Consider the following 20,916-nt stretch of genomic DNA (forward strand, 5'->3'; position numbering starts at 1 on the left):
CACAACTTTTACATTTAGCTGCTAGGGATTGATATGACTGCAAGCATGACCGCCTTTTCGCGCCAAGAAGCCGTATACGATTGGGGCACCATCAGCTGGGAGATTCGCTCGGTAAACCAACGCTACCTTGAGCCACACTTCCGCCTGCCGGAGCAATTTCGTGAGCTAGAATTCAGCTTCCGCGACGTACTTCGCAAAAAGCTAAACCGCGGTAAAGTCGAATGTCAGCTACGCTTCTACGCCGAAGACACCGCTGCCAAAGGCCTGAATATCAACGCCGACAACGCTCAAGCCCTAGCCAACGCGGTCAACGAACTGGGCACTTGGTTTGATGGCATCAAAACGCCATCGCCACTGCAAATCCTACAATGGCCTGGCATTCTAAGCGATGACAGCGCCGATGCGGACGAAATGAAAAAAGCTGTGGTAGCGCTGTTTCACAAGGCCTTGGAAGAAATGATCCAAGTACGCCAACGTGAAGGTGAGCAACTCGACGCCATCATCATTGACCGCCTAGACGCCATCGATGCCATCGTCGCCGATGTGAAAGCGAAGCTACCGACCATCATCGCGGCACAAAAGCAGAACCTACAAGACAAGCTAGAAGCGGCCAAAGTCGACCTAGATCCAATGCGCGTCGAAGCTGAAATCGTCATGCTGGCACAAAAAGCCGACGTCGCCGAAGAAGTGGATCGCCTAGCGACCCACACCAAAGAAGTGCGCCGTCAGCTAAACGAAAAAGGCCCTATCGGCCGCCGCCTAGACTTCCTAATGCAAGAGCTAAACCGCGAAGCCAACACGCTATCGTCTAAATCGATTGTGGTGGAGACAACGAATAGCGCTGTTGAGCTGAAGGTCTTGATCGAACAAATGCGAGAGCAAATACAAAACATCGAGTAACCTGAATATTGAAGGTGTAGCCATGCTAGATAAAAAGAGTCTAATCCAATCCATTCAGCACCTTATGCCGGATGTTAGATTGATTTACCTGTTTGGCTCTCAAGCAGATGGCAGTGCTACGCCTTCGAGTGACATTGATGTTGCCGTGCTATTGAAGAAGAAACTAGACCCAGTAACACGCTTCGATTTAGAGCAAAGCCTAGCCATCGAGTTGAATCAAGATGTTGATTTAGTGGATTTGTTAACAGCATCGACTGTCTTACAAAACCAAGTCATCATGCATGGTAAGCTGCTTTTTGGAAGTGAAAACGAGCAGGCGAAATTTGAAATGCAGGTCATGTCTATGTATCAGCATCTAAACGAAGAACGCTCTGACATTTTGCAGGAGTACCTAAAGTGAACGACTCAATTCTCAATAAGCTCGCTACCATTGATCGCTGCTTAAAGCGCATTCGAGAAGTTTACGATCTTGCAAAAGAACACTTCGATACCGATTACACCAGCCAAGATTCTATCATTCTGAACCTTCAGCGAGCCTGCGAAGCCAGCATTGATGCCGCTAATATACTTAACAAGCAGCACAACACAGGTATTCCGCAAAGTAGCCGAGACAGCTTTGAACTACTTAAGAAAGCAGGGCTGCTCTCTGCCCCGCTCGCCTCCAACCTGCAAAAAATGGTTGGCCTTCGCAATGTCGCAGTCCATGATTATCAAACGCTTAACTTAGAGATTGTGAAGCATGTGGTAGAAAATAGACTGTCTGATTTTGAAGACTTTATTACTGCTGTAAAAGAATTAAAAGCTTAGCCCACCGCCAGCTTCGCAGCTTGCTGCCACATAAAGTTGGGGATCGGCGTGCTCAACTGCCAAGTAATGCTCATCGGTTGTGAGCCGGTGTGCGAGACGTATTCCACTTCACCGTAATTCACAAAGCCCATGGTGCGGCCGTATTCATCTTTGGTTTGCTCGCGCACAAATAAAAACAGGCGTTTGCCAATCTCACTATGATCTATGTAGTCTTTTCCTCGACCATAATCAGGCCGTGCGCTGTTCTGTGATTGCCAATGGAACAACTGCTCGTTGATAGCATAGTCATGGTACATAGTCGTCGGTGAAAACTGCTTTTCATTCTTGTCTAAGGTGACAAATAGCAGCTCGATGTTTTGCTCTGCAATGACGAACACACCTTCTCGCGCTGGCGGTTGTTGCTCAAACGTCGTTGCGCCAAATGCAGCCAGTATCTGTTCTCTAGCATAGCGGGCATGCACTTTAAGCGGCACCTCAGGCAGATCGGTCATATCCAGCAATTCGTGTTTGATCCGCGCAAGTTGCCAGCGAATCACATCGGCAAGTTCCTGTGCTACTCCAAGGTGGCTCAGCTGCTTAATACTCTGCGCTAACGACGCAAAACCTACATCCGAGCCAGGCTTCTGCCAAAAGTCATAATGGCACATCACCGTACGACGATCGTCAGTGCAAACACCGCTAAAGTCAGTCTGACAAAGCTGCCCAAGAAAGTTTAAATAGCCATGATCATCACAGGTCAGAATGCGGTTATGAATCGCTTTGCGCACTAGCTTAAAGGCTTCAGCAATCCGCGAATCTTCTTTGACTTCATCTTTGGCGTTCGCCACCAACTCAGCCCAACTGCCGCGTTTGTACAGTTCGTTTAAGTCGATGTGCGGATGCTGCGCGATAAAGTTCGTCAGCGTCAGAGGCTGTGTGGAATGCTGCGGGAATTGACGAATCATAGCAGTCAGGCGGCTTTTAGTAAGCGTCGCTTGGCGAATATTACTGAGCACCATTTCTTGGGTACGTTTTGTCAGCTCAATACGACAGCCCAATGGAGCATGGGGAAAACCTTGCTTGATTTCATCACTGATCGCTTTTGGGCTACGCCCCACTAACGCTCTGAATTTATTAGCAAAATTATACTCTGGCTTGGAGTTACCAACAAAATCCAATACCGTGCAACACTTTTTACCTTCCGCTAAGCGCAGACCTCGCCCCAATTGCTGTAAGAAGATCGTGAGACTTTCTGTCGGGCGTAAAAACAGTAAAGTATCGACTTCCGGAATATCGACGCCCTCATTAAAGATATCCACCACACACAGCACATTGATTTGCCCACTCCGTAAGGCTTGTTGCTTCTGCTGACGCTGATCGCTGTTATCACTGGTTAAGATATCCGCATTAATGCCCTTTAAGAGAAATTGCTTGGTCATGTAGTCCGCGTGTTCACGGCTGACACAAAACGCCAATGCCTTCATTTGGCTGATATCGGTCACGATCTCCTGCAAACTCAATACGATCTTATCAACACGGGCTTGATTATGAGTATAGAGATTAGTGAGCTGTCCGATGTCGTAACGCCCACGGCTCCAAGCAATATTACGAAGATCCGTATCATCATCGATACCAAAATATTGAAATGGCGATAAGTGACGGCGATTAATCGCTTCCGGTAAACGAATTTCAGCGGCAATCACACCACCGAAGTCAGCCAGAATATCACCGCCATCATGACGCTCAGGTGTGGCAGTTAAACCTAATAAAAGGCTCGGTTGGAAGTACGCTAATACCGCACGATAGCTGTTTGCTTTAATGTGATGCACTTCATCAATAACGATGTAATCGTAGTAATCAGGCGTCAGGTTAAGTTGATCTAATTGGTTATTCAGCGTTTGGATCGACACAAACAGCTGTCGATAATGGGCAGGAGCGTGACTGCCAACCCAAAACTCACCGAATGAGCCATCGCGAAGTACGCCGCGATACGCCGCTCGAGCTTGCTTTAAAATCTCTTCCCGATGCGCCACAAACAAAAAGGTCGCATTGGGCTTTTCTTTCAAAAAGCGTGCAAAATCAAACGCCGAGATAAGCGTTTTTCCTGTACCAGTCGCAGCGACAACCAGATTGCGGAAGCGCTGATGTAAATGACGCTCAACAGCCAACTGCTCCAAGATTTCACTCTGATGTGGAAATGGTGTGATATCAAAGAAATGCGCCGCGCTTTGTTCGTCACTGCCACGCTGTTGTCGCAGGGCACGGTTTAGCTTTTCCGTACTGCTAGCATCGCCATCAAAGCGTTCAAATTCATTCGATGCCCAATAGGTTTCAAAGGTACTGAGCGACTTATCAATGATATGAGGGATTTCTTGGGAAGTGATTTTGAGGTTCCATTCAAGGCCATTGGTGAGCGCTGAGTGAGATAAATTAGAAGAGCCAATATAGCCCGTGTGATAGCCAGTATTGCGTAAGAATAAGTAGCTCTTAGCGTGCAAACGTTCGCGTTCAGTGTTGTAGCTGAGCTTCACTTCCGTATTAGGTAAGTTAGCCAAGTACTCTACCGCCTTGGCATCCGTAGCGCCCATATAAGAAGTAGTAATGACCTTTAGCTCACGACCACTGGCAGTAAACGCTTCCAGCTCTTTACGAAAGATGCGAATACCGGCCCATTTGATAAACGACACCAGCCAGTAAATTTTATCTGCGGATAAGATTTCGCGTTTTAGCTCAGACTCTAGCGACAAGCCAGCATTACTACCGCAAAAAAGCTCGCTTTGAGTAAGACCGGTTAACGGGAAAATGTCTTCGACATATTGCCTAAGATTGGCTGCAACAGGATTTTCTAGTTCATATAAAGCCGTGAGGATTTTGCCTTGGCTATTGAGTAGGTTCTCTTCGATCAGGCCATCATCTTGTAAACGCTCTTTCAGCCAAAGTAATAACTCATTGGATAACGCGATTTGCTGTTGCAGTTGGTCGTTGCCAGTCGGCACTGAGCCAATAGCGTATTCGAGAATATTAGACAGAAAACGCGACAGCCACACCGATGCCTCGCTGCTAGTTAGCGTTCGTTCGCCCACATAAAAGCGCTCACGATCCAAACGCTTTTCCACCAGCTGAGTGATCAGCTGCTCATAAATACCCGACTGCTGCATAAAGTCCCTTTGACGCCCGCTCAATCAATAATGGGACTATACTCCCATATCTCAGCGAAAACTGGGAATACAGTCCCTCTTTTTTAGCGCAGCGGTATGCTTTTTAGGTGCGTCTCAATCGCTGCAATCATAGATGTGGTCAGTGGCAAATGGGCTTTTGCTTGCGCCCAAACTTCATGAAAGCCTGCTACGGTTTCTTTAGCCGTATCTAGTACCAGCTTTTCTGGCAACATAGCTTTAGCGGCTAGGTGTGATAGTTCATCCAAGGTGAAGTCACTGAACTTCTTACTGCGGCTTAGTTATCATCTAATTGGTAGGCAGGTGACACTGACTCACCTTCATCCGTTACGCCATGACTGATTCGAATAATCGAATTGATCGCAGGGATCGACTTTAATTTGATATGCAATGACACATCAAAGTGTGCTCATGATATACAAATCCATATCAAACTAAGCCTTCGTACTTACTTGTCTTAGAAACTTACGGGACAGAAGAAAGCGACCTTACCAGAGCTGAGCAACGCCATTTTAAAAACACTTTAACCACATTTAACCACTCGGCGTAACAATCATGACTGGAAGTTGTAAAGCTTTCACAAGCGGCGACAGTTGGCTAACGCTTTGGAAATCTTTCTGCTAGCTTTGAATCACTACTAACCAAACAGTGAGGGACGGCTATGAAATTTTCAATGTTAGCGATGGTTACAGCACTTTTCTTAGGTGGTTGTTCGAATACGTGGGAAGGCGTAAAAGACGATTCGTCTGAGATTTACAACGAGTCGAAAGAGACGGTGCATGAAGCGACTGAGTAAGTTCGCCTGCGAATCGTTTGAGAAAAACGTTTAAAAAGAAGCCCGCTTTAAGAGTATTAAAGCGGGCTTTTTGTTGCTAAAAGCATATAACCAGTCGCGAACGCGTTTATTTCTTACGCTTGCGGTGCCATAGCAGTCCGATGGCGAACAACACCACGACCACACCTACGCCCATACCGACGCGCGCGTATTGGATCAACGGCGATTGCGCACCACCCGCGCGGATCTCGGCCACTTGTTCGGGGGTCACTTGTGTGCCCTTTAAGCCGTGCATATCAAGGATGTAGTTCGACAGTTGCGCCACTTGTTGGTTGTCCAAGTTGTTGAGGGCGTTAGGCTGATCACCAAACGGTGGCATAAACACATGACCGCCAGCTTCGGTTTCTCGATCTACGCCGTACAAGATGGTCGCGATCAAGTTAGAAGTATTGGCTTCACCAGTGACCGAGTTGTGGAACAAGCTTGGGTAGTAACCATCTTCAGTGCCTTGGGCATTGTAACCATGACACGAGGCACAGCTGCCTGAGTACAGGCGCGCGCCTGGCGCAGAGGTGTCTTCATGGAAGTCTTTACCACGAAACGCCGCCAATTTATTGCCTGGCTCACCTTGGTTAAAGCGGTTGTCCGAGGCGGTATTCACCGCCGGCACCGTTGCTAAATAATCGGCAATGGCATTTAAGTCACCGTCGCTCAGATGCTGAAAGCTGTAGCTGATCGCTTCAGCCATACTGCCCGCCGCTTGCGCTTTGCCTTCGACATGGCCGGTTTTCAGGTATTGCACCACCTCGGCTTTGCTCCAGCTACCGATGCCGCTGACTTTGTCAGAGGTAATATTCGGCGCGTACCAAGGGCCCACTTGAGCACCTGCAAGGAACTGATCGCCCTGCTCTTGCATCAACAAACCGCGCGGCGTGTGACATGTGGCACAGTGAGTGGGGCCTTCCACTAAGTAACGGCCACGGTTCCACGACTCAGATTGTTCTGGATCGTCTTGGTGTACGGTGTCATCAAGGAACAAGGCATTCCAAAACGCCATCGAAAAACGCAGGTTCATCGGGAATGGCAGCTCAGTCTCAGGGACAGGTTGATCCACAGGCTTAACTGCGTTCATAAAGTAGCTGTACAGCGCGTGAATGTCTTCGTCCGTCAGCTTGGCGTAAGCGGTGTACGGCATCGCCGGATACAGATGAGAACCATCTGCCGCGATGCCTTTGCGCAAGGCGTTAGCAAATTGTTCTTCGGTGTAGTTACCAATACCGAATGCTTTTGATGGCGTGATATTGGTAGCGAAGATGGTGCCGACTGGTGAGCTAATCGCTTTGCCGCCGGTAAACGGTTTAGCGGCGTGCTCTTGGCTGTGACAAGCGGTACAGTCCGATGCGATGGCAAGGTACTCGCCTTTGGCTAACGTCTCAGCATCATTGGAGGCTTGCGCTAATGCCAATGGCGACAGCAGCACCGCCGCACTTAACAGAAGGCTATGCGTGAAAGTCTTCATGATTAGGCTCCTGTCTTCATTTGGCGAATGATGGCTTCTGAGGCGCGAAACGCCAGCGCCACCATGGTGATGGTGCTGTTGCCCGTGGCGGTACTTGGCATCGCGCCGCCACCTGGCAAGAACAGGTTGGCGTGATCGTAAGCACGGCAGACATCGTCGACCACGGCGTTGCTTGAGTCTTTGCCCATAATGGTGCCGCCCATAATGTGTTTACTCGGGCGGAAGCCTGGCGAAGTCGGCGCTTCTTCAACGCCCATGGCGTCGGCGATACGCTGAATCATTGGCTCAGAAAACTCACGGGCACTGCGACGGGTGTATTCACCCACATCAAAATGCACCGCAGGTTTTGGTAGCCCTAGCCAGTCCTTTTTGTCCGACAAGGTTAGGCGGTTCTCAGGATCCGGCAACACTTCATGAGCCGCGACAATCATGCCCGACGTTGCCGTGTTGTGACGTAATTGCTCGTCCAACTCTCGACCAATTAATCCTTGCTTCAAGGTGTCAAAGGTGACGAAACGGTTTTGCGCAAAGTTGTTAAAACGGAAGTACGCCGCCGCATGACGCGAGCGGTAATCCCCTTGAGAGGTTTCCATAATGCCGCTGTTGACCACTGGGCCAAGGCCAGTCCAGTAAGGTTCTTTGAGCTTAATTTTGTAGGCCAGCTGCGGGTGATCCATCATGTTACGACCCACTTGGTCGGAGCTGTTCGCTAAGCCATTTGGGTTACGCTCGTCCGCCGACATCAGCAGCAGTTTTGGCGTTTCGATACCGTTACAGGCCAGTACAAAAGTCTTGCCAGTAATGCGGTGAGAGTCTTTATTGGGATCAAGGTAGTTCACCGCAGCGATTTCATTGTTGGCGTTGGTTTCTACTTTGTAGACCACCGCATTGTGCAAGATGGTCGCGCCTTTGGCTTCTAATCGACCCAGCGAGGTTGCCGCATCGTATTTCGCACCCACCGGACACACTGGCACACAGTTATTGTTACCACAGCAGGCTGGACGACTGTCGTAAGGCATGCCGCTGTTACGCGCTTGCGCTACATGAACGTTACGCAGGCCTAGCTTTTCGCGCATGACCTTGGTGAACTTCTCTTCGCCTGGGCTAAAAGGCAGCTCTGGCATTGGGTAAGGTTTAGAGCGTTTAACCCCTTGCGGCCACTGCTCTGCGGCATCGCTTGGGCCACAGATACCCAGCTTGTATTCCGCCATCACGTAGTAAGGCTCAAGCTCTTCATAAGGGAATGGCCAATCACGACCGACGCCATAAAGGCTATTCAGGCGCATGTCTTCCGGCGTTAAACGCCAGCAAGTGCCCGCCCAGTGCCAAGTGGAACCACCGGCGTAGCGCACATAGCTTTGTAGATAGCCAATGCCATTCGGGCCAGAGACTTGTAAGTAATCATCCCCCGGACGGCCAGATTTTGGCTCTGGATGCGGCGCCCAAGGCTTAGATGGGTAGCTGGCAATGGCATTGCCTTTATTGCCCAGCGGCAGGTTACGGTAGTTTTCAACGATTTCAGCGCGTGACACACGTGGGCCCGCTTCGAGCATCAGTACCGATAGACCCGCGTCCAATAATTGCTCGGCCACCACCGCTGCAACCACGCCAGTACCGACGATGACGACCTCAGCATTTGATGCGCCAGAATTTGAAGATGTAGACATTTGATATTCCTAGCAAAAATTAAAATTTACGCAGTGGTAGTACTGGCACATTAGGACGATCAGCCCAATCATTTGGACCGCTCACACCATAGGATGGGATGGTGATCACATCGGCGGTATTTTGAAACGTCAGCGCTTGCTCAAAGGCAAACGACTCGGCCTGCGCACTGGTATCTAGGCAACCTGCGTACCAACCAAAAATGATTTGGTAGGCGAGGTCTTGCAGTTCACCAACGGGAATATCGGCGAAGAAGTCTTCCACAATCTTGGCTTGTTTTTGCGTGGCGATTTTGAGGATATCGGCAACGTTTTGGTTAAGGTTTGAGTGCTTGTCTTTTAACAACACCCACATGCGCTGCCCCACACCTTCATCTAAATGATGGTTCACCAACAAACGCGATAACTTCATAAAAGACGCCACACCTGGCTCGTTGGCCAAGGCAGCACTAACTGGAAGGCTGACACCTAAAAGGCTATCCGCGCCTAATATGGCGCCAGCACGCAAGAAATTACGACGGGATTGGCTTTGTACACCATCCTTGGGGTTCATTTGGCTCATTTGGCTGTATTGACTCTGTTTTGTTTGAAGAGGCACGCCGTCCTTTGCCCATCAGGCGCGCTGTAAGATGCGCTGAATTCTATCGAAAACTTGAGCCAAGGTACGGGCTCACCGTCAGGTGCCATAATTAAATCTAATTCTACCGAAGCGCGTTTTTGGTCATTTCACGCTTTTCTACTAAATTGCAGCAAATGCGTCTTTTATAAGTTTTACGGGGATTTACGCTTGTCTTCATAATCTTGAGCGCTATTTTAGACGTATGAACTTGGCAACAAGGAGAACGATTCTATGAATATTTTAATGGTATTAACGTCCCACGATCAGCTGGGCGACACAGGTAATAAGACAGGATTCTGGCTAGAAGAATTCGCATCACCCTACTACACCTTCTTAGATGCAGGTGCCAACATCACTCTCGCTACGCCTAAAGGCGGACAAGCGCCGCTGGACCCAAACAGTGATACTGAAGACGCGCAAACCGAGTACACCGAACGCTATAAAGACGATCCAGACGCGCAGCAAGCACTGGCGAATACAGTGAAGCTCGGCACAGTAAAAGCTGACGATTACGATGCGGTATTTTACCCAGGCGGTCACGGCCCATTGTGGGATTTGGCTGAATCAGACGATTCCGCTGAGTTGATTGCCGAATTTGATCGCCAACAAAAAGACATTGGCTTGGTCTGCCATGCGCCGGCAGTATTGCGCAAAGTACGTAATATCAACGGCGACTTGTGGGTTAAAGGCCGTAAGCTAACTGGCTTTTCTAACTCCGAAGAAGAAGGTGTTGGCCTAACGAATGTAGTGCCATTCTTACTTGAAGATGAGCTGAAACGCTTAGGTGCCGAGTACGAAAAAGGCGAAGATTGGGAGTCTTACGTGGTCGAGGAAAGCAACTTGATCACCGGACAAAACCCAGCCAGTTCACAGGGTGTGGCGCAAATCATCGTCAACCATTTGAGCTAACGGTATCACCACACCAGCCGTGCTGGTGTGGTGTGCTCAAGACACGATTTTATCACGGCCCGTGTTTTTGGCTTGATACAGTTTAGTATCCACATCGTGAATCATATCGTCCAAGCTCATCTGTGCCGAGCTTTCTAGATGTGTCATGCCATAGCTTAGAGTGATAGTGCCCTGATGTGGCATCGGGTGCTGCTTCAAGACACGGCTGACCGCTTGCAGTCGTTCGGTTACTTCCGCCTGCGTCATGCCTACTGTGATCAAGATAAACTCTTCACCACCATAGCGCGCCACAATGTCAGTCGGTCGGAAATGATCGGTCAGTACCTTGGCGACGATCTCCAGCACTTGGTCACCAATGTTGTGGCCGTGATTATCATTGACCAGTTTAAAATGATCGATGTCACACAACACCATGCACAACGAACGCTGCTGCTGTTGCGCTTGCGCATGCGCTTGCTCGGACAACAAGTTAAAACCGCGGCGGTTATACAGTTTGGTCAGTTCATCGGTGGTGCTTTGCTCCAGCAGTAGCTCGTTTTCATCTTTTAGATGCGAGGTCCGCTGGGCCACTTTTTGCTCTAGGTTCTGCAACGTATCCGACAGCTCGTGGGCCATGTGCTGTAAGCGACGTCCGAGGGAGTTGATCTCACGCACGCGGCTCAGCGGTTGCGGCAACTGGCGAATACGCGTCAGCGAGTTGGCGGTGATGGCTTCGTTTAAGCGTAAAATCGGCTGACCAATGAAGCTGGCAATCAGCGAACCTGCTAAGGCAAAGCTGACAAACAGGATGATCAACACCAGCACTAACACCTGCGAAAAGCCTTTTAAAATGCCCGCATAATAGGATTCTGGCACCAAGACGCCAACGTACCAAGTTTTACCATAAGGCAAATCAATCGCGCGCACGTTATAAAGATAGCTGTCATGACCGACCATTAGCTCATGCGAGCCAGGCGTCAGCCGCTCACCAGCGTGATGAAAGACGGGATTGGTATGAGTGGCTAACGACACGCGTTTTACCAAGCCGCCGTCTTCGTTATACAGCGCACTGTTATTCGATGTTGCGATCAAATTACCGTTAGGCTCCGCCAAAAACACATACGAATCCTCCACCAAGCCGATGGACTGTAAGTACTTATCTAGCGCGATCAAGGCAACGCTGGTAGCCGTCACCCCGAGTAGCTGCCCTTGCTGATCGTACACTGGCGTCGATAAGCCCACGCCTAAAGACTGATAACCAAAGTACGGCGTAATGCTGCTCCAACTCATGCCTTGTTCGGCCATCGCATCTTGGTAAAAAGGACGTTTGCGCGGATCATAGCCATCGTAAGCAGGCTCATCCAGCATGCGCGCACCGATATAGTTGAGTGGATCATAATGAAACGCCGCTAAGCTGCCCGGCTCGCCAGTGTAGTTGGTCGCTACGTGATGGCTGTCGCCAAATGGATCGCGGGTCGAGTTAACGTAACGACCATCGGCGGTGGCAAAGGAGATAAAGGTCATGTATGGGTAAGGCAGCGCTTGTTCGTACAAACGCCCAGCGACAAAGTCGAGGTCATCCAGCCACTCGGGATGGTGGCCAATGGCTTGCTGGTTGATTTCAGCGATGGTGTTCAGCGGCGCCATAAACTCATTAACGCGGTCGTAGACCCGGGTTTCTATTTCGCGCATATAGTGCAGGCCAACGTTGTCAGAAACATTGGCGATGGTGACGGTTGAAAACCAATACACGGTGATGCCACCGAGCACTGCCAGCAAAGCAAACGGGATCACAATTAATCCCCACAAGGACATTTGCTTCATAACACCACCTTCAACTGCGCGTAAGGTTGAACTACCTTGTTTTCTTATAATTTTAGAGGCATCCAACCCCATAGGACCGATTATTATCACGCTATCACAGTCTTTTGACGGGAAATGTAACGTTGCGTAACCAGTTTTTTATAACAGCGCTTGATGAACGCTTAATGAAAGCTTGTCCTAGTGGTCAGTTTTAGACAATTTTGCGCAGATAAGTGTCGTTAACGTTGTCGTTCGTAAACACTCAAATTGACTGCCGTGGCGAGGTTTAACGACTCGATCAGACCCACGCCTGGGATAGTAAACGCTTGCGCATTAAGCGGCTGCAAGTGCTCACGTGGCACACCACGAGCTTCGTTACCAAAGATATAGCAGTCGCACTGCTTAAACTGCGCCGAGCTTAACGGCGCACCCTGCATATCAAGGCAACCAATGCTGCTAAAACGCTTAGGTAAGGTCGTGATGTCGACATCTAATTCCATCGGCACATGAAACAAGGCGCCCATGCTAGAGCGAATCACTTTAGGGTTAAACGGGTCCACACTGCCTGGGCTTAGCAATAAGCGAAAGCCACCAAACCACGCTAACGTGCGTAAAATGGTGCCTAAGTTGCCGGGATCTTGGATTTCATGCAGGTAAATGCCAACCGCATCTTCTGACGCCACTGGCGAGATAGCGGCCATCGGTACGACCGCCAAGATGCCCTGCGGGCTCTTGGTGTCGGACATTCCTGCCATCTGTTTTTGACTGACTTCGATCTTCTCAAACTGCGTCGACCAATCGGCGTAGTCAGACGTCACATAGAGTTTTGCCGCCGCCAGCTTAGGGTTGTGCTTGGCGGCGTTCTCGAGCTCCAGTACCAAGTGCTCGCCTTCGACTAGACAGTGACCCAGCTCTTGGCGGTACTTTTTCTGATGTAGCTTTTTGATCTGATCAATCTTCATGGATTAGGCACCTTGTTGCTTGAGAATGTCGAGCGCCACGGCTTCAGCGACCTTAATACCATCGATGCCGGCAGACAAGATACCACCCGCGTAACCCGCGCCCTCACCGGCTGGGTATAAGCCTTGGGTGTTCAAGCTCTGGTAACTTTGGTTGTCACGAGTAATTCGAATCGGCGATGAGGTACGGGTTTCGATGCCGGTTAAGATGGCGTCATCACGGTCAAAGCCGCGGATTTTCTTACCAAACGCAGGCAAGGCTTCGCGTACCGCTTCGATGATGAAGTCCGGTAACGCATCGGCCAAATCACATAGCTGGATACCTGGCTTGTAAGAAGGCTCCACTTCACCAAGCTTGGTCGACGCTTGGCCTTTAATAAAGTCGCCCACTAGCTGCGCTGGCGCTTTGTAGTCCGAGCCGCCAAGTTTGTAAGCCACTTCTTCAAGACGCTCTTGCAGCTCAACACCGGCCAGAATACCCTCTGGGTAATCTTGCTCTGGGTTAATACCGACCACGATCCCTGAGTTAGCATTGCGCTCATTACGCGAATACTGACTCATACCATTGGTCACGACGCGGCCGGCTTCTGAGGTGGCCGCAACCACTGTACCGCCAGGGCACATACAAAAACTGTAGACCGCTCGGCCATTTTTCGCATGATGTATCAATTTGTAATCAGCGGCGCCTAATTCAGGGTGACCGGCGTATTTACCCAAGCGTGCTTGGTCGATCAGCGACTGAGGGTGCTCGATACGAAAACCGATGGCAAATGGCTTTGGCTCGATAAATACGTCTTGCTTGTGCAGCATGCGGAAGGTATCACGAGCACTGTGACCAAGTGCCATGACCACGTGTTTACTGTGTAGCTCAGTACCATCTTGCAGCACCACGCCCGTCACTTTCTGATCGTCTAACAATAGATCCGTAACTTTGGATTCAAAACGAATCTCACCACCCAGCTCGATGATTTCTTCACGCATCTTCGCCACTACACCCGTTAGACGGAAAGTACCGATGTGCGGCTTGCTGACATACATGATTTCTTCTGGCGCACCGGCACGAACAAACTCGCTCATAACTTTACGGCCGTAGAATTTCGGATCTTTGACTTGGCTATACAGCTTACCGTCGGAGAACAAGCCCGCGCCGCCCTCACCAAACTGTACGTTTGACTCGGTATCAAGCTGCTTTTGACGCCATAGCGCCCAGGTATCTTTGGTGCGCTGGCGCACATTGCGGCCACGCTCTAAGACGATCGGCTTAAAACCCATTTGCGCTAGCGTCAACGCGGCAAACAAACCACACGGACCAAAGCCCACCACAATCGGCCGCTCGTTGAGATCAGCCGGCGCTGTCGCGACACTGTGGTATTCGATATCTGGAGCTGCTTTGACATGCACATCGTCTGCAAAACGCGCCAAGACCGCCGCATCATCGTTGGTCGTTAGATGGATGATGTAAACGAAGGTGATTTCCGTGTTTTTCTTGCGCGCATCGTAGCTGCGTTTAAACACGAAAAAGTCCTGCAAATCGCCATCCGCCAGTTGCAGGCGCTTAACAATCGCCTCGCGCAAAGCGGCTTCTGAATGGTCTAGAGGTAAAGCAAGTTCTGATAAACGAATCATGGGAAGGTCCTGGCCGATTGACTCGGCAAAAGATAGTCCGGCATCCGCCAACTGACGAGACAATCGGCTGAAAAAGATAATTTAGAGGCCACATTATACGCTGTGCAAGATAGCAAACATAATTTTATTTCCCGTCTGCGCCTTGCTAAGGTAAGCGCACTTTTAGAGAGCTTACGTTCAGGAAGACAGAGATGACACTCACTATTTGGCTTTCATTGTTTACCGTGTGTTTGCTGGGCGCCATGTCCCCAGGCCCAAGTTTAGTGACCGTTACCAAACACAGTTTAGCCGGAGGCAAGAGCAATGGCTTGGCAGCGGCGTGGGCACATGCGTTTGGCATCGGCGTGTACGCGTTTATTTCGCTGGTCGGCTTGGCGGTGATTTTCCACCAGCTGCCATGGCTATTTAACCTCATTAGCCTCGCCGGCGGCGCTTACTTGGCTTATCTGGGTTTCAATGCGTTGCGCTCCAAAGGCGGCATTGCCGCTAAACTGGGCGCAGGACAACAGGTAAGCGTGTGGCAATCGGCCAAAGAAGGTCTATTGATTTCGTTGCTCAGCCCGAAAATCGCGCTGTTTTTCGCGGCTCTATTCAGTCCGTTTGTCGCCGAGGTCAGCAGCCTTGATGGTAAATTGCTGATGGTGGCGACGCCTTTTGCCGTCGATGGCCTTTGGTACACCTTGATTACCCTGCTGCTAGCCAACTCCCATGTGCTGGATACGCTACGCCAGCGCGCGGTGATTATTGATCGCCTATCAGGCGTGGTGTTGCTGGCGTTAGCGGCGAAGATTCTATGGTCGGTGTTCTAAGCGCATCGTCTTTGCTGATGCGCCCGAGGCAGGTACAATAGCGTTTTTCCCAATCCGGTAGTGACATCACCATGGCTCGATCAAAAAGCAGTAACCGTTGGCTCGAAGAACACGTCAACGACCCCTACGTTAAAAAAGCGCAAATGGACGGTTACCGTTCTCGTGCCAGCTATAAACTGCTGACCCTGAACGAAAAAGACAAGCTGATCAAGCCGGGCAACTTGGTGCTTGATTTGGGCTCTGCCCCGGGTGGTTGGTCACAGGTCGCGACCAAATTGGTAGGCGAAAAAGGCAAAGTGATCGCGTCGGATATTCTACCGATGGATTCCATCGCGGGCGTGGAGTTTATTCAAGGTGACTTCACCGAGCAGGAAGTGTTTGATCAAATCATGACCGCCGTCGATGGCGCGCCCGTCGACGTAGTGATTTCAGATATGGCGCCCAACCTGAGCGGCGTCTCTGCCGTGGACCAAGCCGCTTCGATGTATCTGGTCGAACTGGCCTTGGATATGGCGATCCAAACGCTGAAACCTAAAGGTTTCTTCGCGGTAAAAGTGTTCCAAGGGGAAGGCTACGAAGAGTTCGTCAAAGAAATGCGCCCGCACTTTGATAACGTCGTAGTACGTAAACCTGAGTCGTCACGCGCCCGTTCACGCGAGGTCTACTTGGTCGGCCGTGGTTTTAAAGGCTAATTCTATGCAGCTTAAAACCTCTATCCGCCTCAACAAATACATCAGTGAAAGTGGTTTGTGCTCGCGCCGCGAAGCCGACCGCTACATTGAGCAAGGCAGCGTGTTTATCAATGGCAAACGCGCCGGCATTGGCGACCAGGTATCGCCAGGTGATTTGGTCAAAGTCAACGGTCAAACCATTGAGCCGATGGAAGCCGAAGATCTGATCTTTATCGCCGTCAATAAACCCGTTGGTATTGTCAGCACCACCGAGTCGAGCGAACCGAATAACATCGTTAGCTTTGTTAAGCACGGCGCACGTATCTTCCCGATCGGTCGTCTGGACAAAGACTCCCAAGGTCTGATCTTTATGACCAACAACGGCGACTTGGTGAATAAGATCCTGCGTGCCTCGAACAACCACGAGAAAGAATACTTGGTGACGGTCAACAAACCGATCACCGATGCCTTTATCGAAGGTATGAGCAACGGCGTACCGATCTTGGGCCAAATGACCAAAAAATGTAAGGTGCATAAAGAGTCGACCTTTGTCTTTAATATCACCTTGGTACAAGGCTTAAACCGCCAAATTCGCCGCATGGCAGAGCATTTTGGCTACGAAGTCGTGCAACTTGAGCGCATTCGCATCATGAATGTCTCACTCAAAGGCCTTGCCTTGGGCGACTGGCGCGACCTGACGCAAAAAGAAATCAATGCTATTGCCGAGATGACCAAAGATTCAGACGGTAACGCTGCACCGAAAGCCTCCAACCCACGCAAACCTAAGCCCAAACCGCAGGGCCAAGGCAAAGGTAATCGCGACGGCAAACCACGTGTTGGCGGCCCAGGCCGCACTGGCGAGTCCCGTGGCAAAGGCACAGGACAAGGTCGTCCTGCCAATGGCAAGCCCGCGACAGGCGGTCGTGGTAAACCCGCCAATGGTCGTGGTGCACCGAGCCAAGGTAAGCCCGCAGGCAAAGGCGGCAAGCCACAAGGTAATGGCAAGCCAGCGCCAGCAGGAAAAGGCGGCGCCGGTCGATCTAAACCAACGCCAAACGGTAAAGGCGGTGGTAATGCAGGTCGCGGCAAACCAAGCAACAAAGGCGGGCGCAGCCGCTAACACTTTAACCAATTGGGCGACTTTTCAGATGACTCGTCGCCCAGTTGTGGCATACTTAAGGCATTATTGACCTTAAGGACGAGATTATGGAACGATCGGCAACGGCTTTTATCACAGCTTTGTGTGCGCTGTTGTTATGCTGCTCTCAAGCTTGGGCGCAGCCTGTCATCGCTTGGGATACCAACCAAACTGCCCTCACCGACTTTAGCACCAGCTATTTTATCGATAGTAGCGAGACCATGTCGCTCGCAGAGGTTATCGAGCAACGTTTTACCCCCTCTGACAACCGCTTTGCTTTAGGCACCGAAGCCAAAATGACGTGGGTAAAAATCTTACTCGCCAATCCCACCGAACAAGCGCAGCAAGTCTACTTGCATCACCCACATGCTTATCACAATCGCTTGGTTGGACTGTATGAAGTAGTCGATGGCGACCTAGTACAAAGCCGTGTGCTGGATATGGATGATCCAGACACCTACCAGTGGATTTACGATGGCTCGGCGGTTTTTGCCATCGAGCTAGCCCCCCAACAACAAAAAACGCTGTACGTGCAAAGCGCTTCGTTTTCGCACCAGTGGTTCACCCTAGGTCTGTATGACGAAGACCACTCCAAACGCGCCCTGCTGGGCAATTACAGCGACATCGCTATCTTAGTCGGCATGTTACTAGCGCTGATTTTGTACAACCTGCTGCTCTATGCTTACTCGCGGGTGAAAGACAGCTTGTTCTACGCCTTTTATCTGATTTCGGCGGCCATGTGGATCGCCTTGTCCTATGGCTTAGTGGCTGACCTATTTGGCATTTATGGCTCGCAAACTTTGTATTGGCACCTCACGCTCATGACCATGCCGATCTTTTTGATTTTGTTCATGATGGACATTTTTGAGACGCGCCAACACTATCGCCTCGAGCATGGCGCCTTATTGACGCTGATGTGGATTATGATTGCTGAGTGTATTTATGGCGTCATCGATATTGTCGGTGCATTGCGTATTTCCAGCAGTCTTGCTGTCCTAATGATGCTGATCACCCTCTCGGTGAGCATCTCATTGACGATCAAAAAGCACCCGGTAGCGCGCTACTTTTTGCTCGGCCACAGCTGCTTTGTCGTGTTTAGTGCCATCGCGGTGCTGTTTTATAAAGGCATGATTCCCTTTACCTATTTATCCAGCCATGGCGTAGGCATTGGTCTGATGCTGGAAGCCTTGGTGTTGGCGCTGATCATCGCTTATCGCATTAAGCTATTTGAAGAAATCAAAGCCTCCCAAGAAGAGCTGAAGCAGCAAGCAGCAACCGATCCACTGACACACCTGTATAACCGCCGACATTTTCGTCAACTTGGCGAGCGTTTGCTTGAGCAAACCCGCGCTCACCAACAAGCGCTCAATGTGTTGATTTGTGATATTGACCTATTCAAGCAGGTCAATGATAACTATGGCCATGCTATCGGTGATCAGGCCATTATCGAGGTGGCGCAAACGCTGCAAAAACTGACGGGACCAGAGGATGTATTAGCACGTTATGGTGGCGAAGAGTACATTTTGCTACTGCCCAACAAAACTCTTGAGGAAGCCTGTTGGCTAGCCGAAGAAATCCGCACGGCAGTGGCCGCGCTGCGCATCGATACACCTTCACAACCGCTCTCTTTAACGCTCAGTATCGGGGTCTCACCTGTCTGCTCTAAGCAGACCTTAGAAAGTGCTATCAAACACGCCGACGACGCTCTTTACGTCGCCAAAGACGCGGGCCGTAATCGAGTTCAAGTGAGCTCATCTGCAGCCTCAGGGATCGGCAGATAGAGCGTGAAGCGCGTCCCCTCTGGCGAGGATTGAACATCGATGCTACCGCCCAATAAATTGGTCACCCATTGGTACACCATATATAGCCCTAAGCCGGTGTGCTGCTTGCCTCGGCCTGTGGTGACAAAAGGCTCCCAGATCGTCTCGATCAACTCTTCGGCTATGCCTTTGCCATCATCGATCACTGCGATCACGTAGTGCTCTTCGATACTGGCGACAATCGTAATGGTACCGCTTTGCTCTGGCTCAAAGGCATGCTCAAGCGCATTCATAATAAGATTTTGCAGTACTTGGCTTAATACGCCTGGGGCCGCCAGCCATGTCATGCCTGGTGCCACTTGATTGCTGATGCTGGCATGGGGGTAATTCTTTAGCATGGGCTTTAGGGGCGCCAGCACATCCTGCACCATCGCATGCACATCAAAGTGCACTTGGTCTTGGTGCATACGCTGCTCGGTAATGCGTTTAAACTGGCTCACGGTTTCAATAGCACGCGTTAAGTTTTGGTTGGCGATGTCTAGGGTATCTTGCATCACTGCTACTTCATTAGGATGATCAGTATGCAGACGTTTAAACATGTGCGGCAGAGACGACAAACTCATGCGAATGCCCCCTAACGGCGTATTCAGCTCATGACCCACCCCCGCCACCATCATACCTAAGGCTGACATTTTACTTTGCTCGACCAATTCTGCTTGTAACGACACCAAGCGTTCGTTGGCGTGGCTCAAGGATTGGTACATATCTTCCAGTTCGCATTTATCCAGCTCAATCTGGCGTACATAACGACGTCGCTGCTGCCAATAATGCCACGCATAAAAGCTCACCACAGCGCTCAAGATAAAGCTAAGCAGAGTGATGAGTAGCGTGGCCCAAAAGCGTTGGCGTGTCTCTGTTTGCCATACGGTTGGCGTCAGTTGTGACACAAAGTAGTAAACCTCAGAGCTGGTTAGACGATCGTCTTCCAATTCATTAGGCTGAATAATAGCAGGCCGATCTTGATCCAAATCCGTGGCAATTAAGGCTTGCTCGGTTTGCAGCATCACCCACGCTTCAGGGTATTGATTGGGAAAGCTGCCCTGTGGCTCGCTCAGCAGATGTTGCCAAGCCCATTCCGGTCTGTATGACAACAACCAATGACCACGGCTGTTCATCATTTCCAGCGTGTAGTGAGGTGTCTGCAGTGCAGCAAGACGTTGGAGCAGACTGTTTAGGTTATAGTTAAGCACCAACAAGCCCAACAACTCACCTTTTGCATTATGAAGTTTAGTGACGGCTCGCAGTGTCACCTCATAAGGCTCAACGATCTGCCCAGCTTCGACATTTAAATCAATAGGACTTAAAAAGATCTCGCCTGGGCGTGTTTGTAGGCCCTGCAAAAAATAATAGCGATTGGATTTATTCTGCAGCGCATTCGGTGGCACCTGCTGTACTTGGCCATTGATCACGTTTAAGCGTACCTGCTCTACACCTTGGGGCGATAACCAACGCAATTGCGCAATATGCTCTGATAATAAATGGAAGCGATCAAAATGCTCTGCCACATCACTACGCCACGTAGCGATATTTGGATAGCTGTCGGGGATCAAAAGCTGAGTCTCAGCACGCATAAAACGCACTATCTGATCAATGTGGCCAAGCTCACGGGAAAAGATCACCGAAGCCTGCGTCACCAAACGCTCTTGTACTTGGCGATGACCTACTTGCGACTGGCGCGTCGATAGCTGGTAACTGGTGACACCTAAGGCTGAAAATATCAGCCCCAACAACACCAGCCAAAGCCAAAATAGACGTGGCATGAA

General features: G+C 50.3%; 18 protein-coding genes. 9 read left to right on the forward strand and 9 right to left on the reverse strand.

Annotated elements, in window-relative coordinates; translation table 11 throughout:
• Positions 1-33: 33 nt before the first annotated feature.
• Genes JQX58_RS05740 through hepT form a run of 3 tightly spaced genes read left to right on the forward strand, consistent with a single transcriptional unit; the run spans position 34 to position 1,707 of the window.
• Positions 34-900 carry a YicC/YloC family endoribonuclease gene (locus tag JQX58_RS05740; RefSeq protein ID WP_204145882.1) on the forward strand — a complete coding sequence of 289 codons (867 nt, stop codon included), beginning with the start codon at positions 34-36 and terminating at the stop codon, positions 898-900.
• A 22-nt stretch (positions 901-922) separates the two neighbouring features.
• A complete protein-coding gene (gene mntA, locus JQX58_RS05745) occupies positions 923-1,300 on the forward strand; it encodes a type VII toxin-antitoxin system MntA family adenylyltransferase antitoxin (RefSeq protein ID WP_204145883.1) in 378 nt (125 codons plus the stop codon).
• Complete coding sequence (gene hepT / locus JQX58_RS05750) at positions 1,297-1,707, forward strand: type VII toxin-antitoxin system HepT family RNase toxin (RefSeq protein ID WP_204145884.1); 411 nt, start codon at positions 1,297-1,299, stop codon at positions 1,705-1,707. Before mntA ends, hepT begins: the two co-directional genes overlap by 4 nt.
• Here hepT and JQX58_RS05755 read toward each other — a convergent pair.
• Both JQX58_RS05755 and JQX58_RS05760 read right to left on the reverse strand, forming a co-directional pair.
• Positions 1,704-4,844, reverse strand: coding sequence for a DEAD/DEAH box helicase (locus JQX58_RS05755; protein WP_204145885.1), 3,141 nt, complete (start codon positions 4,842-4,844; stop codon positions 1,704-1,706). The genes hepT and JQX58_RS05755 overlap by 4 nt on opposite strands.
• A gap of 83 nt (positions 4,845-4,927) precedes the next feature.
• Positions 4,928-5,110 carry a hypothetical protein gene (locus tag JQX58_RS05760; protein ID WP_338040687.1) on the reverse strand — a complete coding sequence of 61 codons (183 nt, stop codon included), beginning with the start codon at positions 5,108-5,110 and terminating at the stop codon, positions 4,928-4,930.
• A 413-nt stretch (positions 5,111-5,523) separates the two neighbouring features.
• On the opposite strand from JQX58_RS05760, the gene JQX58_RS15430 reads away from it, so the two are divergent.
• Positions 5,524-5,658, forward strand: a complete 135-nt coding sequence (locus JQX58_RS15430) for a hypothetical protein (protein WP_275412744.1) — start codon at positions 5,524-5,526, stop codon at positions 5,656-5,658.
• A 106-nt stretch (positions 5,659-5,764) separates the two neighbouring features.
• Here JQX58_RS15430 and JQX58_RS05765 read toward each other — a convergent pair whose 3' ends face one another.
• From JQX58_RS05765 to JQX58_RS05775, 3 genes are read right to left on the reverse strand one after another with little or no spacing between them, the layout of a single operon-like run.
• Positions 5,765-7,156 carry a c-type cytochrome gene (locus tag JQX58_RS05765; protein ID WP_204145886.1) on the reverse strand — a complete coding sequence of 464 codons (1,392 nt, stop codon included), beginning with the start codon at positions 7,154-7,156 and terminating at the stop codon, positions 5,765-5,767.
• A gap of 2 nt (positions 7,157-7,158) precedes the next feature.
• Positions 7,159-8,823, reverse strand: a complete 1,665-nt coding sequence (locus JQX58_RS05770) for a GMC family oxidoreductase (RefSeq protein WP_204145887.1) — start codon at positions 8,821-8,823, stop codon at positions 7,159-7,161.
• Between the two features lie 19 nt (positions 8,824-8,842).
• Positions 8,843-9,373, reverse strand: coding sequence for a sugar dehydrogenase complex small subunit (locus JQX58_RS05775; protein ID WP_204145888.1), 531 nt, complete (start codon positions 9,371-9,373; stop codon positions 8,843-8,845).
• Positions 9,374-9,670: 297 nt separating this feature from the next.
• Between JQX58_RS05775 and JQX58_RS05780 the strand changes: the two genes are divergently transcribed.
• A complete protein-coding gene (locus tag JQX58_RS05780) occupies positions 9,671-10,348 on the forward strand; it encodes a type 1 glutamine amidotransferase domain-containing protein (RefSeq protein WP_204145889.1) in 678 nt (225 codons plus the stop codon).
• Between the two features lie 36 nt (positions 10,349-10,384).
• Here the strand turns inward: JQX58_RS05780 and JQX58_RS05785 are convergent, their stop codons facing one another.
• The 3 genes from JQX58_RS05785 to JQX58_RS05795 form a co-directional block, all read right to left on the reverse strand.
• Entirely contained in the window at positions 10,385-12,151 is a 1,767-nt protein-coding gene (locus tag JQX58_RS05785) for a sensor domain-containing diguanylate cyclase (protein ID WP_204145890.1), read from the reverse strand.
• Positions 12,152-12,369: 218 nt separating this feature from the next.
• The gene (locus tag JQX58_RS05790; RefSeq protein ID WP_204145891.1) at positions 12,370-13,092 is read right to left on the reverse strand and encodes a TrmH family RNA methyltransferase; all 723 of its coding nucleotides are present in this window, start codon (positions 13,090-13,092) and stop codon (positions 12,370-12,372) included.
• Positions 13,093-13,095: 3 nt separating this feature from the next.
• The gene (locus JQX58_RS05795) at positions 13,096-14,715 is read right to left on the reverse strand and encodes an NAD(P)/FAD-dependent oxidoreductase (RefSeq protein WP_204145892.1); all 1,620 of its coding nucleotides are present in this window, start codon (positions 14,713-14,715) and stop codon (positions 13,096-13,098) included.
• Positions 14,716-14,906: 191 nt separating this feature from the next.
• Here JQX58_RS05795 and JQX58_RS05800 point away from each other — a divergent pair, with 191 nt between their 5' ends.
• The 4 genes from JQX58_RS05800 (at position 14,907) to JQX58_RS05815 (ending at position 19,114) form a co-directional block, all read left to right on the forward strand.
• Positions 14,907-15,524, forward strand: coding sequence for a LysE family translocator (locus tag JQX58_RS05800; RefSeq protein WP_204145893.1), 618 nt, complete (start codon positions 14,907-14,909; stop codon positions 15,522-15,524).
• Positions 15,525-15,595: 71 nt separating this feature from the next.
• Positions 15,596-16,216, forward strand: a complete 621-nt coding sequence (gene rlmE / locus JQX58_RS05805) for a 23S rRNA (uridine(2552)-2'-O)-methyltransferase RlmE (RefSeq protein ID WP_204145894.1) — start codon at positions 15,596-15,598, stop codon at positions 16,214-16,216.
• 4 nt (positions 16,217-16,220) lie between these two features.
• The gene (gene rluF, locus JQX58_RS05810; protein ID WP_204145895.1) at positions 16,221-17,315 is read left to right on the forward strand and encodes a 23S rRNA pseudouridine(2604) synthase RluF; all 1,095 of its coding nucleotides are present in this window, start codon (positions 16,221-16,223) and stop codon (positions 17,313-17,315) included.
• 86 nt (positions 17,316-17,401) lie between these two features.
• Positions 17,402-19,114 (forward strand): diguanylate cyclase, encoded by a 1,713-nt coding sequence (locus JQX58_RS05815; RefSeq protein WP_204145896.1) that lies wholly within the window; start codon positions 17,402-17,404, stop codon positions 19,112-19,114.
• On the opposite strand, the gene JQX58_RS05820 is transcribed toward JQX58_RS05815, so the two are convergent.
• Positions 19,075-20,913: a sensor histidine kinase gene (locus JQX58_RS05820; RefSeq protein ID WP_204145897.1), complete on the reverse strand. Its 1,839-nt coding sequence runs from the start codon at positions 20,911-20,913 to the stop codon at positions 19,075-19,077. The two genes, JQX58_RS05815 and JQX58_RS05820, sit on opposite strands and share 40 nt — an antisense overlap.
• Between the last annotated feature and the right edge of the window lie 3 nt (positions 20,914-20,916).

It is taken from the genome of Marinomonas ostreistagni, from assembly GCF_016888445.1.
GTDB classification, from domain to species: Bacteria; Pseudomonadota; Gammaproteobacteria; order Pseudomonadales; family Marinomonadaceae; genus Marinomonas; species Marinomonas ostreistagni.

Excerpts from the sequence above, each read along its gene's own strand:
- JQX58_RS05740 (WP_204145882.1), top strand. The coding sequence starts at position 34 with ATGACTGCAAGCATGACCGCCTTTTCGCGCCAAGAAGCCGTATACGAT.
- mntA (WP_204145883.1), top strand. The coding sequence starts at position 923 with ATGCTAGATAAAAAGAGTCTAATCCAATCCATTCAGCACCTTATGCCG.
- JQX58_RS05755 (WP_204145885.1), bottom strand. The coding sequence starts at position 4,844 with ATGCAGCAGTCGGGTATTTATGAGCAGCTGATCACTCAGCTGGTGGAA.
- JQX58_RS15430 (WP_275412744.1), top strand. The coding sequence starts at position 5,524 with ATGAAATTTTCAATGTTAGCGATGGTTACAGCACTTTTCTTAGGTGGT.
- JQX58_RS05765 (WP_204145886.1), bottom strand. The coding sequence starts at position 7,156 with ATGAAGACTTTCACGCATAGCCTTCTGTTAAGTGCGGCGGTGCTGCTG.
- JQX58_RS05770 (WP_204145887.1), bottom strand. The coding sequence starts at position 8,823 with ATGTCTACATCTTCAAATTCTGGCGCATCAAATGCTGAGGTCGTCATC.
- JQX58_RS05775 (WP_204145888.1), bottom strand. The coding sequence starts at position 9,373 with ATGAACCCCAAGGATGGTGTACAAAGCCAATCCCGTCGTAATTTCTTG.
- JQX58_RS05780 (WP_204145889.1), top strand. The coding sequence starts at position 9,671 with ATGAATATTTTAATGGTATTAACGTCCCACGATCAGCTGGGCGACACA.
- JQX58_RS05785 (WP_204145890.1), bottom strand. The coding sequence starts at position 12,151 with ATGAAGCAAATGTCCTTGTGGGGATTAATTGTGATCCCGTTTGCTTTG.
- JQX58_RS05790 (WP_204145891.1), bottom strand. The coding sequence starts at position 13,092 with ATGAAGATTGATCAGATCAAAAAGCTACATCAGAAAAAGTACCGCCAA.
- JQX58_RS05795 (WP_204145892.1), bottom strand. The coding sequence starts at position 14,715 with ATGATTCGTTTATCAGAACTTGCTTTACCTCTAGACCATTCAGAAGCC.
- JQX58_RS05800 (WP_204145893.1), top strand. The coding sequence starts at position 14,907 with ATGACACTCACTATTTGGCTTTCATTGTTTACCGTGTGTTTGCTGGGC.
- rlmE (WP_204145894.1), top strand. The coding sequence starts at position 15,596 with ATGGCTCGATCAAAAAGCAGTAACCGTTGGCTCGAAGAACACGTCAAC.
- rluF (WP_204145895.1), top strand. The coding sequence starts at position 16,221 with ATGCAGCTTAAAACCTCTATCCGCCTCAACAAATACATCAGTGAAAGT.
- JQX58_RS05815 (WP_204145896.1), top strand. The coding sequence starts at position 17,402 with ATGGAACGATCGGCAACGGCTTTTATCACAGCTTTGTGTGCGCTGTTG.
- JQX58_RS05820 (WP_204145897.1), bottom strand. The coding sequence starts at position 20,913 with ATGCCACGTCTATTTTGGCTTTGGCTGGTGTTGTTGGGGCTGATATTT.